The 15,641-nt window shown below is 62.5% G+C and carries 12 protein-coding genes; 5 read left to right on the forward strand and 7 right to left on the reverse strand.

What is annotated here, in order from left to right; genetic code table 11:
* Positions 1 to 145 precede the first annotated feature (145 nt).
* From hcnC to hcnA, 3 genes are read right to left on the reverse strand one after another with little or no spacing between them, the layout of a single operon-like run.
* Complete coding sequence (hcnC, locus tag B0E42_RS23365) at positions 146 to 1,405, reverse strand: cyanide-forming glycine dehydrogenase subunit HcnC (RefSeq protein ID WP_018612789.1); 1,260 nt, start codon at positions 1,403 to 1,405, stop codon at positions 146 to 148.
* A complete protein-coding gene (gene hcnB / locus B0E42_RS23370; RefSeq protein WP_077507701.1) occupies positions 1,398 to 2,807 on the reverse strand; it encodes a cyanide-forming glycine dehydrogenase subunit HcnB in 1,410 nt (469 codons plus the stop codon). Before hcnB ends, hcnC begins: the two co-directional genes overlap by 8 nt.
* Positions 2,804 to 3,130 (reverse strand): cyanide-forming glycine dehydrogenase subunit HcnA, encoded by a 327-nt coding sequence (hcnA, locus tag B0E42_RS23375; protein WP_077507703.1) that lies wholly within the window; start codon positions 3,128 to 3,130, stop codon positions 2,804 to 2,806. Before hcnA ends, hcnB begins: the two co-directional genes overlap by 4 nt.
* Positions 3,131 to 3,406: 276 nt before the next feature.
* Here hcnA and B0E42_RS23380 point away from each other — a divergent pair, with 276 nt between their 5' ends.
* Complete coding sequence (locus B0E42_RS23380; protein WP_018612795.1) at positions 3,407 to 4,090, forward strand: response regulator transcription factor; 684 nt, start codon at positions 3,407 to 3,409, stop codon at positions 4,088 to 4,090.
* Positions 4,068 to 5,453 carry a HAMP domain-containing sensor histidine kinase gene (locus B0E42_RS23385; RefSeq protein WP_018612797.1) on the forward strand — a complete coding sequence of 462 codons (1,386 nt, stop codon included), beginning with the start codon at positions 4,068 to 4,070 and terminating at the stop codon, positions 5,451 to 5,453. The genes B0E42_RS23380 and B0E42_RS23385 overlap by 23 nt, the downstream gene beginning before the upstream one ends.
* Positions 5,454 to 5,611: 158 nt before the next feature.
* Here the strand turns inward: B0E42_RS23385 and B0E42_RS23390 are convergent, their stop codons facing one another.
* The 4 genes from B0E42_RS23390 to B0E42_RS23405 all read right to left on the reverse strand — a co-directional run bounded on the left by B0E42_RS23390 (position 5,612) and on the right by B0E42_RS23405 (position 10,708).
* A complete protein-coding gene (locus B0E42_RS23390; protein WP_018612799.1) occupies positions 5,612 to 5,857 on the reverse strand; it encodes a DUF1652 domain-containing protein in 246 nt (81 codons plus the stop codon).
* 239 nt (positions 5,858 to 6,096) lie between these two features.
* Positions 6,097 to 7,581 carry a PAS domain S-box protein gene (locus tag B0E42_RS23395; RefSeq protein ID WP_053180284.1) on the reverse strand — a complete coding sequence of 495 codons (1,485 nt, stop codon included), beginning with the start codon at positions 7,579 to 7,581 and terminating at the stop codon, positions 6,097 to 6,099.
* A gap of 208 nt (positions 7,582 to 7,789) precedes the next feature.
* Positions 7,790 to 9,073, reverse strand: coding sequence for a Zn-dependent hydrolase (locus tag B0E42_RS23400; protein ID WP_077507705.1), 1,284 nt, complete (start codon positions 9,071 to 9,073; stop codon positions 7,790 to 7,792).
* A gap of 150 nt (positions 9,074 to 9,223) precedes the next feature.
* Positions 9,224 to 10,708, reverse strand: a complete 1,485-nt coding sequence (locus B0E42_RS23405; protein WP_077507707.1) for an NCS1 family nucleobase:cation symporter-1 — start codon at positions 10,706 to 10,708, stop codon at positions 9,224 to 9,226.
* A 612-nt stretch (positions 10,709 to 11,320) separates the two neighbouring features.
* On the opposite strand from B0E42_RS23405, the gene hydA reads away from it, so the two are divergent.
* From hydA to preA, 3 genes are all read left to right on the forward strand, one after another.
* A complete protein-coding gene (hydA, locus tag B0E42_RS23410; RefSeq protein ID WP_018612807.1) occupies positions 11,321 to 12,760 on the forward strand; it encodes a dihydropyrimidinase in 1,440 nt (479 codons plus the stop codon).
* Between the two features lie 181 nt (positions 12,761 to 12,941).
* A complete protein-coding gene (locus tag B0E42_RS23415; RefSeq protein WP_077507709.1) occupies positions 12,942 to 14,309 on the forward strand; it encodes an NAD(P)-dependent oxidoreductase in 1,368 nt (455 codons plus the stop codon).
* Complete coding sequence (gene preA, locus B0E42_RS23420) at positions 14,310 to 15,584, forward strand: NAD-dependent dihydropyrimidine dehydrogenase subunit PreA (protein ID WP_077507711.1); 1,275 nt, start codon at positions 14,310 to 14,312, stop codon at positions 15,582 to 15,584.
* Positions 15,585 to 15,641 lie beyond the last annotated feature (57 nt).

Genomic DNA, 15,641 nt, shown 5'->3' on the forward strand with positions numbered 1-15,641 from the left:
CGCTCGCGATAGCGGTATACCAGTCAACATTGTTGCTGGATGATCCAGCGCTATCGCGAGCAAGCTTTGCTCCCACAGGCTCCCCACAGGCGCGCACAGTTTGTTTTCGGGTGACTGCGAGATTTTTGTTCCTCACCGAGTTTCTTCAGGCCAGTTCCATTTCCTGGGGCTTTACTGTCGGCGCCACCTCGAAGCGATCTTCCAGGAACGGGGTGATGTCCAGCGGCAAGGGTTCGTTGTTCACCAGCTTGTCCAGCAGCACCCCGGTGATGGCCGAGGTCAGGATGCCGGTGCGGAAATGCCCGCAGGCATTGAGATAGCCTTCCACCCCGCGCATCGGCCCCAGGATCGGCAACTCATCAGGTGACCCCGGGCGCAGGCCGGCCCAGGTTCGCTTCAGGTTGATGTCGACCAACTGCGGAATACAGCGCACCGCGCCTTGCACCAGCCCTTCGATCTCGGGATAGGTCGTGGTCACGTCGAAGCCTTTGTCCTCGGTGGTGCTGCCAATGAGGATCTCACCGTTGTCTTTCTGCGCCACGTAGCAGTCGCTGGTGGTCAGGCAGCCGTTGAGGATTTTCGGCATGCGCTCGGTCAACAGGATCTGCCCCTTGACCGGTTTGACCGGAATCCGCACGCCAGTGGCCTGCTCACTCAGGTCCGCCGCCCAGGCACCGGCCGCGTTGATCAGGGTCCGGCAGTTGAACGTCCCCGCCTCGGCGGTTTTCACGCCTGTCACCCGCGTGCCGCTGCGCAGCACCTCGGTCACGCTGGTGTTGAAGAACAGGTCGACACCGTTCTGCCGGGCGCCTTCGGTGTAGGCATCGGCCAGGCGGAACGGGCTGACCTGGTGATCGCAGAGAAACTCCAGCGCACCCAAGGCTTCATGGCTGACACTCGGCTCCGCCTCACGCAGGGCCGCCTGGTCCAGCCAGCGCACCTGGTCAGCCAGGTGAGGAATGCAGGCGACGATGTGCTCGGCGTACAAACGGTCTTCGTCGTCGTAGATCACGAACTTGAGCCCGGTCTCCTCGAACTTGAAATCCATGCCGTGGTTGTCGATCAATTCGCGGTGCAACTGCGGATACATCGCGTTGGACTGCAAGGCGAAATCAAAGAACGACTGGGGCAGGATGTGCGGCGTACTGGCATCCACCGCCACGGCGGCGCCCTGGGTCTGGCGCTTGCGGTTGGCCGACATCATGCGAAAGAAAATCACCCCGCAACCCAGGCCCACCGACTCACCAATGGCCCACAGTCCGCCTGCCGAGGCACGGGTCGCGTTGCCGGGGCGCTTGGCGTCGATCAGGGCGATCTTCAGGTGTTTGCGCTTGGACAGTTGATAGGCACAGGAGGCCCCGATCACACCGCCACCGGCGATGACCACGTCATAATCCTTAATCATGGGAAACGGCCTCCATGCCGACATTCTGGAACGCTGAAAAGGGAATCGGATCGATGGGGAAACGCGGTCGCAGCCAGCCCACGTCGGCACGCCCGGTGGCTTCGCGCAAGCGGTCGCTGCAGTAGCCGACGCACATCCGCCCCTGGCAATCGCCCATGCTCACGCGGGTGCGCATCTTCAGGCTGGCCATGTCTTGCACGCCTTGCTCCAGCGCCCGGTCGATGTCGGCGCGGGTGGCGTGCTCGCAGCGGCAGATCACCGTATCGGCGGCCGGCAACGCGGTTTGCCCGGCGCCACGCTGGGTGTAGCGATCCACGGCGGCGCGAAAGCGAATGATCCGCTCCAGTTGCGCCTGGTAGCGTTCGCGGCGCGCCAGGGCCGTGGACGGATCGAGCACGTTGCGTTGCATCAGGATCGACAGCGCCGCGATGCGCCCACTCAGCATGGCCGCTTCACCGCCGCGAATCCCGCCCATGTCGCCGGCCAGGTGAATGTGCGCTTCGCTGCTTTGTTGCCAGGCATCGGACACGGCCCGCAAATAGCCGTCGTCGCTGAAACCGTGCTCCAGGCCCATCTGCTGGCTCAATTGAGTCCGCGGGATAAACCCGTAGCCGACCGCCAGCGTCTGGGCCGGCACCTGTTCCGCGCGTTTGAGGTCGGGTTCCCAGGTCGTGGAATAAGGCGCGACGGTAACGACGCTCAACTCACCCTCGCCGTCAGCCTGCACCACGCCCCAGCCATAACGCACGGGAATGCGCTTGAGCTTGAGGTAGGCCAGCATGCTCAGGCCGTCGAGGAACAGTTGCGGCTTGTTCAGCAACGCCAGGCTTTCCTTGGCGATCCGGCCGAACGCACAGGCCTCATACACCCCCGCCACCGCCACGCCCGATGCGTGCAGTTGGCAAGCCACCAGTGGCAACAACGGACCGGTGCCAGCGATCACCACCGGGCTCGGCGGTTTGACCACACCGCTCTTGATCTGCAATTGCAGGCCGCCGAGCATCATCACGCCCGGCAGGGTCCAGCCAGGAAACGGCACGCTGCGTTCGTGACAACCGGCCGCCAGGACCAGATGGGAATAGGCGACCTCGCCCAGGCGCTCGTCGGCATCCAGCAGCATCAGCGCCCGGAAGCCTTCGGCACCGATGACCCGGCTGCTCAATCGCACGTCGATCAGGCCGGCGTGTTGCTGGAATTCACCGTGGAGTTTCTCCAGGGCGTCGCTGTAGCGCGGGCCCAGGTAATCCAGGCGCACGCCATCGCGTAACGGTCCGCGATACACCACGCCACCCAGGCGCGGCGCTTCTTCGAGCAAGGTGCAGCGCACGCCGTGGGAGGCCAGTTCAATGGCCGCGGCCATGCCCGCCGGCCCACCGCCGACAATCACCGGATCGAGGCTCATGGCGCCTCCGTTTCGGTGACGCGGTTGACCCGGGTTTCGATCTGCATGCCGGGGCGTACCAGTGTCTGGCAGGCGCGGCGCTTGTGACGACCGTCGATCCTGACCAGGCAACATTGGCACACCCCCATGCCGCAGTAGGCGCCGCTGATCTGGTCGTGGTCGTTGCGGGCCACCTGGCGTTGCCCCAGGGACTGGATGACGGTGAGGACGGTTTCACCGTGGGCAGCACTGACAGCCTGCCCGTCCAGGCGCACCGTCATATCGGCCTGTGCCAGCGGCTGGATATCGAATTTTCGGCGTAGAAGGTCTGAAGGTTGCATCATACGGCTCTTCCTTGAAGATTCTGTGGGGGCTCGGCTCCTTGCGGCACACCATCACCGGTTCGCATCAGTACCCGGCAGCGGCGGTGCGCCAAAGCAGGGCAACAGACGCCACATGATAGTGCGCAAGAAAATTATGTTAGGGATTATTTGTGACCAAGTGTTGATCCAGGCCAGCGAATCGGCTCGTCGGCTCATGAACTTTTTTTCAGAAAGCCGACAGGTATTCTTTGGCAGAATGCTGCGCAATAGCACCAACCTCCCAACACGGTACCGCCCATGAACCGCATCCTGACCATCGAAGACGACGCCGTGACCGCCCGTGAAATCGTCGCCGAGCTGACCCGCAACGGCCTGGACGTCGATTGGGTCGACAACGGCCGCGAAGGCCTGGAACGGGCGGTCAGCGGCGACTACGACCTGATCACGCTCGACCGCATGCTGCCCGAGCTCGACGGCCTGGTGATCGTCACCACGCTGCGCACCATGGGCGTGGCCACACCGATCCTGATGATCAGCGCCCTTTCCGATGTGGATGAGCGTGTGCGTGGCCTGCGGGCCGGCGGCGACGACTACCTGACCAAGCCGTTCGCCACCGACGAAATGGCCGCCCGGGTCGAAGTGCTGCTGCGACGCAACAACGGTACCCGCGAGCCGGAAACCGTGCTGCGGGTAGCCGACCTGGAGCTGAACCTGATCAGCCGCGAAGCCAGCCGCAACGGCCAACTGCTCAGCCTGCTGCCCACCGAGTACAAGCTGCTGGAGTTCCTGATGCGCAACAGTGGGCAGATTCTTTCGCGCATGATGATTTTCGAGGAAGTCTGGGGCTATCACTTCGACCCCGGCACCAACCTGATCGATGTCCACATCGGCCGCCTGCGCAAGAAAATCGACCCGCCGGGCCTGGAACCGCTGATTCGCACGGTACGGGGCTCCGGCTATGTCATTGCTGAACCCCGCTAAGGGCTGGCGCTCCTCCAGCAGCCGTCTGCTGGCGCTGTACAGCTCGCTGTTCGTGATCTGGAGCGCGATTCTGATGGGGGTCATGTATTACGAAGTATTCGGCTACCTCGACAGCCTGGCCAAGCACTCCTTGATGCAACGCCAGCACCTGTTCGCCCGCATCCATGGCAATCAACTGGAAGACGCGCTCATGGCCAGCCTGACGCTGGACGAGCGCGGCGTCGATGCCTACGGCCTGTTCGATCCGCAATTGCGCCATCTGAGCGGGCCGATCCAGCGCGTTCCCGCTGACCTGCCGCTGGACGGCAAGATCCACATGCTCGGCGGCTGCGTCGATTCCGATGAACCGGGCGTGCCTTCCGACAGCTGCGACGCGGTGGCGACCCGGACCCAGGACGGCCGCTGGCTGGTCCTGGCCCGGGACAACGGCTCGCTGTTCGCGGTGACGCGGATCATCTTGCACGCGCTGTTCTGGGGAGTATCGCTGACGATCCTGCCGGGCATCGCTGGCTGGCATCTGCTGCGCCGGCGACCGTTGCGGCGGATTCGCAAACTGCAGGCCAGTGCCGAAGCCATCGTCGCCGGCGACCTGACCCATCGCCTGCCGCTGTCGAGCCGACGTGATGAACTGGACATGCTCGCGGCGATCGTCAACGCCATGCTCGAGCGCATCGAACGCTTGATGAATGAGGTCAAGGGCGTGTGCGACAACATCGCCCATGACCTGCGCACCCCATTGACGCGTCTGCGTGCCCAACTTTATCGCATCCAGCAGCAAGCGCCGGACGGCTCGCCCGAGGCCTTGCAAATGGACCAGGTGATCGCCGAGACCGACACGCTGATGGCGCGGTTTCGTGGCTTGTTGCGGATTTCCGAGCTGGAAGACCAGCAGCGGCGCTCGGGCTTCGTGCGCCTCGACCCGTTGCAGTTATTGCAGGAGCTGCATGACTTTTACCTGCCGCTGGCCGAGGAAGGCGAACTGACCTTCATCCTCGAAGTGCCTGATGCGCTGCCCCTGCTCAACGGCGACCGGGCATTATTGTTCGAGGCTGTGTCGAACCTGCTGAGCAACTCCATCAAGTTCACGCCGCCGGGAGGCACCGTGATCCTGTGTGGGGTCGATCAGGGCGACAGCACCCGCATCGAAGTGCTCGATTCGGGCCCGGGCATCCCCGAGGCGGAGCGCAAGGCCGTGTTTCGCCGCTTCTACCGCGCCGAGGGCAGCAGCCAGCACGGCGGATTCGGCCTGGGCCTGTCGATCGTCGCGGCGATCGTCAATCTGCATGGGTTCACGCTGGAGGTGGGCAGCAGCGAACACGGCGGCGCGCGGTTGGTGCTCGATTGCCGGGCGACGTTGTTGTAAACACTGCAGGGCATGAGGTGCAAACACATACTTGTGGCGAGGGGATTTATCCCCGCTCGGCTGCGAAGCAGACGCCAGTCGTTATAACTGATTGGGCCTGCTTCGCAGTCCAGCGGGGATAAATCCCCTCGCCACAATGGATTCTGCTCACTGCTCGATCAGGACTCACTGCGATGCAACGGGGTGTTTTGCAGCTCATAGCGCAGCTCATCGATCAACTTGGCGATACTTTCTTCCGAGCGGACGCTGTCGACACTCATGCCACTCACCACCAGGTCCACCTCACCGCTTTCACGGTGATACAGGCGCACAGTGAGGGTGCCGTCACCATTGAGGCTGCATTCACAAGCCAGCGGCGTAAAGCTTTCTTCCAGGCGGGTGCGCAAGGGGGCCAGATGGGTCATGCGATGCACCTCAGCCCCGGGGGCGCAAATGAACGGTGGACAGCGCCGACTTCCTGGTCCGCATAGGCATCCTGTCGCGCTCATACTGGGTTGGTTCGCTGCACATTGTGGCGTATTCCTTGACTGTTTCGTGGGGACGCGACATCACAGACGATGTCGCACACTGACAGCCTAAGGAACCGCCCCCCCCTGCAAAACCCGAATTTGCACCAGCCTGCCCGGTGCATTTGCACTGGCTATCATGGTGCCTTCATTCGCCATTCGTTAGCGAACAAACCCCGCTCCCGCGCCCAGACAATCGCCTCGCTGCGGCTATGGACATCCAGTTTCGAATACAGCGTCGCCACGTGATTACGCACAGTGTTAGGCGCCAGCTTCAGGCGCGCGGCGATTTCCTTGTCGGCCAGGCCTTCGCAGATCAGCCCCAGCACGTCGCGCTCCCGGGCCGTCAGCTCGGTGAATGACACGCTGGGCACCTGGGCGTTGATGCTCTTCACGTTAGCCAATTTTTCAATCAGGGTCCGGCTGAACCAGGACGCGTCTTTCATCACCTCTTCGATAGCCGCCACCAGCTCCAGCTCCGAGCGCTTGCGCTCGGTGATGTTCATCAGCACCAGCAGATAGCAGGGCTTGTCCTGGATCAGCACCGTATCAGCGGCCACCTCACAGTCGATGAGTTCGCCGCCCTTCTTGTGCACCTTGACGTCGATACTCGAGACCGCGGCGGCCTTTTCCAGCCGGGCGAACAGCGCGGCGCTGGCGTTCTTGTCGAGAAAGCCGATTTCCTCCACGGTTTTACCCAACAGCTCTTCGCTGGCGTAACCGGTGGTCTGGAGAAACGCTTCGTTGATTTCCAGCAACTGCTGTTCGGCGCTGCACACCAGGGTCGGTACGGGCGACAGGCGGAACGACTTGGCAAAGCGCTCCTCGCTCTGGCGCAGCGCCGTTTCCGCCTTGCGTCGCGGCTCCATGTCCATGAAGGAAAACAGCATGCAGTCTTCGTCATGCAGGTCCAGGGGCTGGCCGGCGACGATGACCTGCTTGATGGTGCCATCGGGCAATTTCAACTCGGCCTGCATTTGCGGAATGGTCGCGCCCTGCCCCAGGCGTTCGATGGCCAGGTCGCGCCTTTCGGCGGCTTCAAGCACATCAAGCTCGTACACCGAACGCCCGATCACCTGCTCGCGGCTGTAGCCGGTCATCTCCAGGAACCCCGGATTGACCTTGATGTAACGCAGGTCACTGAGGCGACAGATCACCGCCGGCGCCGGGTTGGCCCCGAAGGTTTTTTCGAAACGCTGCTCGGCGCTGGCCCATTCGGTGGCATCGCTGAGGATCAGCACGAGCAGTTCCGGCTCGCCGTTGCGGTCGGCCAGCACCATGCTGCGGATGCGATGGACCCAGGTGCGATCCGGGTCGGCCTGAGGCGTGACTTCCACCAGCACATCGCTGAACTCATCACCACGGGCAACCCGGGCGATGGGATAGTTGTCGTCGCTCAGCGGGTGATTGTTGCGATAACGCAGATTGAAACGCCGGGCGTATTGCCTGGCCGTGGTGCCCAGCTCACTGAGGTCCTCGACCCCGTGCATCGTCAAGGCCGCCGCGTTGGCCCAGGCAATGGTCTGGTCGACCTCGATCAACATCACCCCGTCGGACAGCCCGGCAATGATCTGCAGCAATTGACGACGGTTGGTATCGGTGGTCGGGACTTGCTGATTCATTGGGTCTCCATGTGGTCGGAAGCACATGGAGATTACGACCACCCCCAGAGACGACACGTTCCCCATGTGTAGGAGCTGTCGAGTGCAACGAGGCTGCGATCTTTCCATAAACAATTGAGTCCAGAGCGAAAGATCAAGATCAAAAGATCGCAGGCTTCGCCAGCTCCTACATAGGCGTTCCCCCGTGGGAGCTACGATCTTTTAGCCTTCAAGCCGCCATACGCCCCTCGGCAATCGCCTGTGAGGCGGCCAGCATCGCTCGCAGCAGCACCGCGCAGCCGGCGGCGAGGTCGTCCGGGGCGGCGTTTTCGATTTCGTTGTGGCTGATGCCGCCTTCGCAGGGTACGAAAATCATCCCGGCCGGGCCCAGTTCAGCGAGGAAGATCGCGTCATGGCCGGCACCGCTGACGATGTCCAGGTTGGACAGGCCCAGCCCCTGGGCAGCGCCGCGTACGGCGTCGACGCAGCCCTTGTCGAAATACAGCGGCGGGAAGTCGGCCGTGGGTTTCAAATCGAAGGTCAGGCCGTGCTGCCGGCAGGTGTCTTCGATCACCTGCTTGACCTCGGCGATCATCGAATCCAGCCGCGCCGGTTCCAGGTGACGAAAATCCAGGGTCATGCGCACTTCGCCGGGGATGACATTGCGCGATCCCGGGTAGGCTTGCAGGCAACCGACCGTGCCGCAGGCATGGGGTTGATGACCGAGGGCGGCACGGTTGACGGCGCCGACGATGATCGAGGCGCCCACCAGGGCATCCTTGCGCAGGTGCATCGGCGTCGGGCCGGCGTGGGCTTCGACGCCGCGCAAGGTCAGGTCGAACCACTTCTGCCCCAGGGCGCCCATCACCACGCCGATGGTCGTGCCCTCGTCTTCGAGGATCGGCCCCTGTTCGATGTGCGCCTCGAAATACGCCCCCACCGGATGCCCACTGACCGGGCGCGGGCCGGCATAGCCGATGGCATTGAGCGCCTGGCCCACGCTGATACCCTCGGCGTCGACCTTGGCGAGGGTTTCTTCGAGGGTGAATTTCTCGGCGAACACCCCGGAGCCCATCATGCACGGGGCGAAACGCGAGCCTTCTTCGTTGGTCCACACCACCACTTCCAGCGGTGCTTCGGTTTCGATGTTCAGGTCATTGAGGGTGCGCAGCACCTCCAGCCCGGAAAGCACGCCAAAGCAGCCGTCGAACTTGCCACCGGTGGGCTGGGTGTCGATGTGGCTGCCGGTCATTACCGGCGGCAGGTTCGGATTGCGCCCCGGGCGACGGGCGAAGATATTGCCCACCGCATCGATGCTGACGGTGCAGCCCGCCGCCTGGGTCCATTGCACGAACAGGTCGCGGGCCTGGCGGTCGAGGTCGGTCAGGGCCAGCCGGCACACTCCGCCCTTGACCGTAGCACCGAGCTGGGCCAGGTCCATGAGCGATTGCCACAGGCGGTCGCGGTTGATGTGCTGATGGGTGGATTGCAGAACGTCGATGGCTGCGTTCATGGGGATCTCCTTCAGGCAGTTATCTCATTTCGACGCGGTCCAGTGTGGGAGCGGGCTTGCTCGCGAAGGCGGTGTATCAGCCAGCAGTGATGTTGATTGACCCACCGCATTCGCGAGCAAGCCCGCTCCCACAGGAACCGCATTCATCTGTTATTGCAGCGGTGACTTGGCGACAGCCGGGCTGGCTCCCTGCATGCTGCACAACCCGTAATAAATCACCCCGCCCAGCGCCGAGCCGGTGAACCAGCCATAGCTGTAGAACCAGCTGAACGCATCGCTGCCCAGGGACAGCAGCGTCAGCACCACCGGCACGCCAAAGGCGATGAAGCCGTTCCAGTTCCACGCTGGGTAAACGTCGTCGCGGTACAACCCGGCCAGGTCCAGTTGCTGTTTCTTGATCAGGAAATAGTCCACCACCATAATCCCGGCAATCGGCCCCAACAGGCTCGAATAACCCAGCAGCCAATTGGAATAGACCGAATCCAGGCTAACCTCGGACACGATCAGGCCGAGTTTTTTCAGCAGCTCGTGGGCCATCAGCGCCAGCCCCACCAGCCCGGTGAGCATCACCGCCTTGGTGCGGCCGATCAGCTTGGGTGCCAGGTTCTGGAAGTCGTTGGTGGGCGAGACGATGTTGGCGGCGGTGTTGGTCGAGAGCGTGGCGACAATGATCAGCACCATCGCCAGGGCCACCCAAACAGGGCTCTGGATGTGCCCGATCAAGGTCACCGGGTCGGAGACGGTCACCCCCACCAGCTTTTCCGAGGCTGCGGTCATGACCACGCCGAGGGAGGCGAACAGGAACATGGTCAATGGCAGGCCAATGATCTGCCCCACGACCTGGTCCTTCTGGCTCTTGGCATAACGGCTGAAGTCCGGAATGTTCAACGACAGGGTGGCCCAGAAACCGACCATCGCCGTCAGCCCGGCGAGGAAATAGCTCGTCACCCCGGCGCCTTCGGGCCGCTTGGCCGGGACCGCCATCAGTTCAGTCAACGAAACGTTGGGCAACGCCCACACCAACAGCCCGACGCCCACCAGTACCAGCAGCGGCGCAGACAAGGTTTCCAGCCACTTGATCGACTCGGCACCGCGCAGCACCACCCATAGGTTGATGACCCAGAACACCATGAAGCCGATCACTTCGCCGGTGCCCCCCAGGCTCTTCCAGCCGTCGAACACCGAGCCGAGAAACAGGTGGATCGCCAGCCCGCCGAACATGGTCTGGATCCCGAACCAGCCGCACGCCACCAGCGCGCGGATCAGGCACGGCACGTTGGAGCCGATGACGCCAAAGGACGAGCGCAACAGCACCGGAAACGGAATGCCGTACTTGGTCCCGGCGAAGGCATTCAGGGTCAGGGGGATCAGCACGATGATGTTGGCAAACAGTATCGCCAGCAGCGCCTCGCCCACCGTCAAGCCGAAATAGGCGGTGAGCACGCCGCCGAGGGTGTAGGTCGGCACGCAGATCGCCATGCCCACCCACAAGGCGGTGATGTGCCATTTGTTCCAGGTTCGCTCGTGCACCTTGGTCGGCGCGATGTCGTGGTTATAACGGGGGCTGTCGAGGACGTCGTTGCCGGCTTCAAGCTCGAACAACCCGTCGCGCTCAGTCACTGTTGATCTGGTCATGTCCGCTCCACTGTTTTCATTATTTTTGCTCATCGACTGGCGATGGCCGGAGTACTTGCACGCGTGCTACCGACCACCCCGCCAGACCACGACGGCACTCAATAACCGTGCCGAATAACGCGCCGAGCTGACCAGATGATCGATATAACCTTCTCAAACATTTGATATCTAAAGATTTAAAGCCAATTAACCGCCCTGCTTCACCTCGTACTCATCAACTTGAGGCTAGATGACCTGTACGTCCTGTCGAGTTGGAGATTCAAAGTGGTGCACCCCGAATCAAGGCGAGGTGTCTGGACCGCACTTCAAGCGCTTTCAAGCCGCTGATTTACCATGACAAATCTCGCTAAAATAACGATCCTGTCAAGTGCGTCAAAATGGTGAGCACGCTCACCATTTTGGTGATTTTATTATTTAATCCTTTAATTTCAATGAGTTAACAAGAGCATAAGCTTATAAAAAATTATCTTGCTCATTTCAATGACTCCAGCTAGCGTCTAATCCTGACAGTCGTGACAAGAATATAAATCTGCATGACACGTCACTTAACAACCGTGATCGATAAAACATAAAGAACCGGCAACAGTCGGTCATGCCTGCGAGGAACTCGGAATGTCTCTGTTGATCCGTGGTGCCACCGTTATTACCCATGATGAAAGTTATCGCGCCGATGTGTTGTGTGCCGACGGCGTGATCAAGGCCATTGGTGAAAACCTGGATGTTCCGGCCGGCGTCGAAGTGCTCGATGGCAGCGGCCAATACCTGATGCCCGGCGGCATCGACCCCCATACGCACATGCAGTTGCCGTTCATGGGCACGGTCGCCAGTGAAGACTTCTTCAGCGGCACGGCGGCAGGCCTCGCCGGCGGCACCACCTCGATCATCGACTTCGTGATTCCCAACCCCCAGCAGTCGCTGATGGAAGCCTTTCATCAATGGCGTGGCTGGGCCGAGAAAAGCGCCAGCGACTACGGTTTTCACGTGGCGATCACCTGGTGGAGCGAGCAGGTCCGCGAGGAAATGGCCGAGCTGGTCAGCCATCACGGCGTGAACAGCTTCAAGCACTTCATGGCCTACAAGAACGCAATCATGGCCGCCGACGACACCTTGGTGGCGAGCTTCGAGCGCTGCCTGGAGCTGGGCGCGGTGCCCACCGTGCACGCGGAGAACGGCGAACTGGTCTATCACCTGCAACGCAAGTTGCTGGCCCAGGGCATCACCGGGCCCGAAGCCCATCCGTTGTCGCGTCCTTCGCAAGTGGAAGGCGAAGCCGCGAGCCGCGCCATCCGCATCGCCGAAACCCTGGGTACACCGCTGTACCTGGTGCACGTGTCCACCAAGGAAGCACTGGATGAAATCACCTACGCCCGCAGCAAGGGCCAACCGGTCTACGGTGAAGTACTCGCCGGCCACTTGCTGCTGGACGACAGCGTCTATCGCGACCCGGACTGGCAGACCGCCGCCGGCTACGTGATGAGCCCGCCCTTCCGCCCACGCGGGCATCAAGAGGCACTTTGGCACGGCTTGCAGTCCGGCAACCTGCACACCACCGCCACCGACCACTGCTGCTTCTGCGCCGAACAGAAAGCCGCCGGCCGTGACGACTTCAGCAAGATCCCCAACGGCACCGCCGGTATCGAAGACCGCATGGCGGTGCTCTGGGAAGAAGGGGTCAACAGCGGCAAATTGTCGATGCAGGACTTCGTCGCCCTCACCTCCACCAACACCGCGAAGATCTTCAACCTCTACCCACGCAAGGGAGCGATCCGCGTCGGCGCCGATGCCGACCTGGTGCTTTGGGACCCTCAAGGCAGCCGCACGATTTCCGCCAAGACCCACCATCAGCAAGTGGACTTCAACATCTTCGAAGGCAAGACCGTGCGCGGCGTGCCCAGCCACACCATCAGCCAGGGTCGGCTGGTCTGGGCCGATGGCGACCTGCGCGCCGAACGCAGCGCGGGGCGTTATATCGAACGGCCGGCGTATCCGGCGGTGTTCGATTTGCTGAGCAAGCGGGCGGAGTTGAATAAGCCAACGGCTGTGAAACGCTGAAATCCAGGCCTTCGGCCTTCGCGAGCAGGCTCGCTCCCACAGGGATCTGCTGCTCACACAGATTTCGCGCCCACCCAAGATCCAGTGTGGGAGCGAGCCTGCTCGCGAAGGCGTCAGCCCGGACACCGAAAAAAACACTGCCCACCAGAGGCAGCACCTCAAACACCGTGAGGCCCATTCCATGATCCAGCCCTTGAGTCACCTCCCCCATTCCCAGGAAGACCCGGCCACCCTCGCCGCCCGCTTCAGCGACCTGGCACCGCCACTCAACGCGCGCCAGGCCCACCTGGAAGCGTCCCGGTGCCTGTACTGCTACGACGCGCCGTGTGTGAACGCCTGTCCAAGCGAAATCGACATTCCCTCGTTCATCCGCAACATCCATCAGGACAACGTCCAAGGCGCGGCGCAGAAGATTCTTTCGGCCAACATCCTCGGCGGCAGTTGCGCTCGGGTCTGCCCCACCGAGGTCCTGTGCCAGCAAGCCTGCGTGCGCAACAACGCCCATGAATGCGCCCCCGTATTGATCGGCTCGTTGCAGCGCTACGCGGTGGACAACGCCCACTTCAGCGAACACCCCTTCCAGCGTGCCGCCGCCACCGGCAAGCGCATCGCCGTGGTCGGGGCCGGGCCGGCAGGCTTGTCGTGTGCGCATCGCAGCGCAATGCACGGCCATGAGGTGGTGATATTCGAAGCCCGGGAGAAAGCTGGCGGCCTCAACGAATACGGGATCGCCAAGTACAAACTGGTGGACGATTACGCCCAACGTGAGCTGGACTTCCTGTTGGAAATCGGCGGCATCGAAATCCGCCACGGCCAGAAACTCGGCGAGAACCTGAGCCTGAGCGACCTGCACCAGCAGTTCGACGCAGTGTTTCTCGGCCTCGGTTTGGCCGCCAGCAAACAACTGGGCCTGAGTGACGAACAAGCGCCAGGGCTGCTGGCCGCCACCGAATACATCCGCGAATTGCGCCAGGCCGACGACCTCAGCCAGTTGCCCCTGGCCGAGCGTTGCATCGTCGTCGGCGCCGGCAACACCGCCATCGACATGGCCGTGCAAATGGCTCGCCTCGGCGCCCGGGACGTCAACCTGGTCTACCGTCGCGGCCTTGAAGACATGGGGGCCACCTTGCACGAGCAAGACATCGCCAAGGCCAATCAGGTACGCCTGCTGACCTGGGCCCAACCGCAACAGGTGTTGCTCGATGACGCCGGGCAGGTGCGCGGCATGCGCTTCTCTCGCACGCATCTGGAGAACGGCCGGCTGGTCATCGGCACCGACACCTTCGACCTGCCCGCCGACGCCATTTTCAAAGCCATCGGCCAAGCCTTCGACGACAACGCGCTGGTGGATCCGCTGGCCCGGGAACTCAAGCGCCAGGACGGGCGGATCTTGGTGGACGAACACCTGCACACCAGCATTCCCGGGGTCTACGCCGGCGGCGACTGCACCAGCCTGGACCAGGACCTCACCGTGCAGGCCGTGCAACACGGCAAGCTCGCCGCCGAGGCGATCAACGCTCAACTGATGCTCAACGTGGAGGCTGCGTAAATGGCCGATCTGTCGATTGTCTTCGCCGGCATCAAAGCGCCCAATCCGTTCTGGCTGGCCTCCGCGCCGCCCACCGACAAAGCCTACAACGTGGTCCGTGCCTTCGAGGCCGGCTGGGGTGGCGTGGTCTGGAAAACCCTCGGTGAGGACCCAGCAGCCGTGAACGTGTCCTCGCGCTATTCGGCCCACTACGGTGCCAATCGCGAGGTCTTGGGCATCAACAACATCGAGCTGATCACCGACCGTTCCCTGGAGATCAACCTGCGGGAAATCACCCAGGTGAAGAAGGACTGGCCGGACCGGGCGTTGATCGTGTCGCTGATGGTGCCCTGCGTTGAGGAGTCCTGGAAGAACATCCTGCCCCTGGTGGAAGCCACTGGCGCCGACGGCATCGAACTGAACTTCGGCTGCCCCCACGGCATGCCGGAACGGGGCATGGGCGCGGCGGTCGGCCAGGTGCCGGAGTACGTCGAGCAAGTGACTCGCTGGTGCAAGACCTATTGCTCGCTGCCGGTGATCGTCAAGCTCACGCCGAACATCACCGATATCCGCGTCGCCGCCCGCGCGGCCCATCGCGGCGGTGCGGATGCGGTGTCGTTGATCAACACCATCAACTCCATCACCAGCGTCGACCTGGACCGCATGGTCGCCCTGCCCAGCGTCGGCAGCCAGAGCACCCATGGCGGTTACTGCGGCTCGGCGGTCAAACCGATCGCGCTGAACATGGTCGCCGAAATCGCCCGCGACCCGCAGACCCAAGGTTTGCCGATTTGCGGCATCGGCGGCATCGGCAGTTGGCGCGACGCCGCCGAATTCATCGCCCTGGGCAGCGGCGCGGTGCAGGTTTGCACGGCGGCGATGCTGCATGGTTTTCGCATCGTCGAAGAGATGAAGGACGGCCTGTCGCGCTGGATGGACAGCCAGGGCCACGCCAACCTGCAGGCGTTCTCCGGCCGCGCCGTGGGCAACACCACCGACTGGAAGTACCTGGACATCAACTACCAGGTCATCGCCAAGATCGATCAAGAGGCGTGCATCGGTTGCGGGCGCTGCCACATCGCCTGCGAAGACACCTCACACCAGGCCATCGCCAGCCTCAAGCAGGCGGATGGCACCCATGTGTATGAGGTGATCGATGACGAATGCGTGGGCTGCAACCTGTGCCAGATCACCTGCCCGGTGCAGGACTGCATCGAGATGGTGACGGTGGACACCGGCAAGCCGTTTCTGGATTGGAATCATGATCCGCGTAATCCCTATCATGTCACTGCTTGAAACTTGAGGTGCCTGGGCTGGCCTCATCGCGAGCAGGCTCGCTCCCACAGGGGACCG

The sequence above is a fragment of the Pseudomonas sp. A25(2017) genome (assembly GCF_002001065.1).
GTDB classification, from domain to species: Bacteria; Pseudomonadota; Gammaproteobacteria; order Pseudomonadales; family Pseudomonadaceae; genus Aquipseudomonas; species Aquipseudomonas kilonensis.

Coding starts and splice junctions, on each gene's coding strand:
- hydA (WP_018612807.1), top strand. CDS start 11,321: ATGTCTCTGTTGATCCGTGGTGCCACCGTTATTACCCATGATGAAAGT.
- B0E42_RS23395 (WP_053180284.1), bottom strand. CDS start 7,581: ATGAATCAGCAAGTCCCGACCACCGATACCAACCGTCGTCAATTGCTG.
- B0E42_RS23400 (WP_077507705.1), bottom strand. CDS start 9,073: ATGAACGCAGCCATCGACGTTCTGCAATCCACCCATCAGCACATCAAC.
- B0E42_RS23405 (WP_077507707.1), bottom strand. CDS start 10,708: ATGACCAGATCAACAGTGACTGAGCGCGACGGGTTGTTCGAGCTTGAA.
- B0E42_RS23415 (WP_077507709.1), top strand. CDS start 12,942: ATGATCCAGCCCTTGAGTCACCTCCCCCATTCCCAGGAAGACCCGGCC.
- B0E42_RS23385 (WP_018612797.1), top strand. CDS start 4,068: ATGTCATTGCTGAACCCCGCTAAGGGCTGGCGCTCCTCCAGCAGCCGT.
- hcnC (WP_018612789.1), bottom strand. CDS start 1,405: ATGATTAAGGATTATGACGTGGTCATCGCCGGTGGCGGTGTGATCGGG.
- B0E42_RS23390 (WP_018612799.1), bottom strand. CDS start 5,857: ATGACCCATCTGGCCCCCTTGCGCACCCGCCTGGAAGAAAGCTTTACG.
- hcnB (WP_077507701.1), bottom strand. CDS start 2,807: ATGAGCCTCGATCCGGTGATTGTCGGCGGTGGGCCGGCGGGCATGGCC.
- hcnA (WP_077507703.1), bottom strand. CDS start 3,130: ATGATGCAACCTTCAGACCTTCTACGCCGAAAATTCGATATCCAGCCG.
- B0E42_RS23380 (WP_018612795.1), top strand. CDS start 3,407: ATGAACCGCATCCTGACCATCGAAGACGACGCCGTGACCGCCCGTGAA.
- preA (WP_077507711.1), top strand. CDS start 14,310: ATGGCCGATCTGTCGATTGTCTTCGCCGGCATCAAAGCGCCCAATCCG.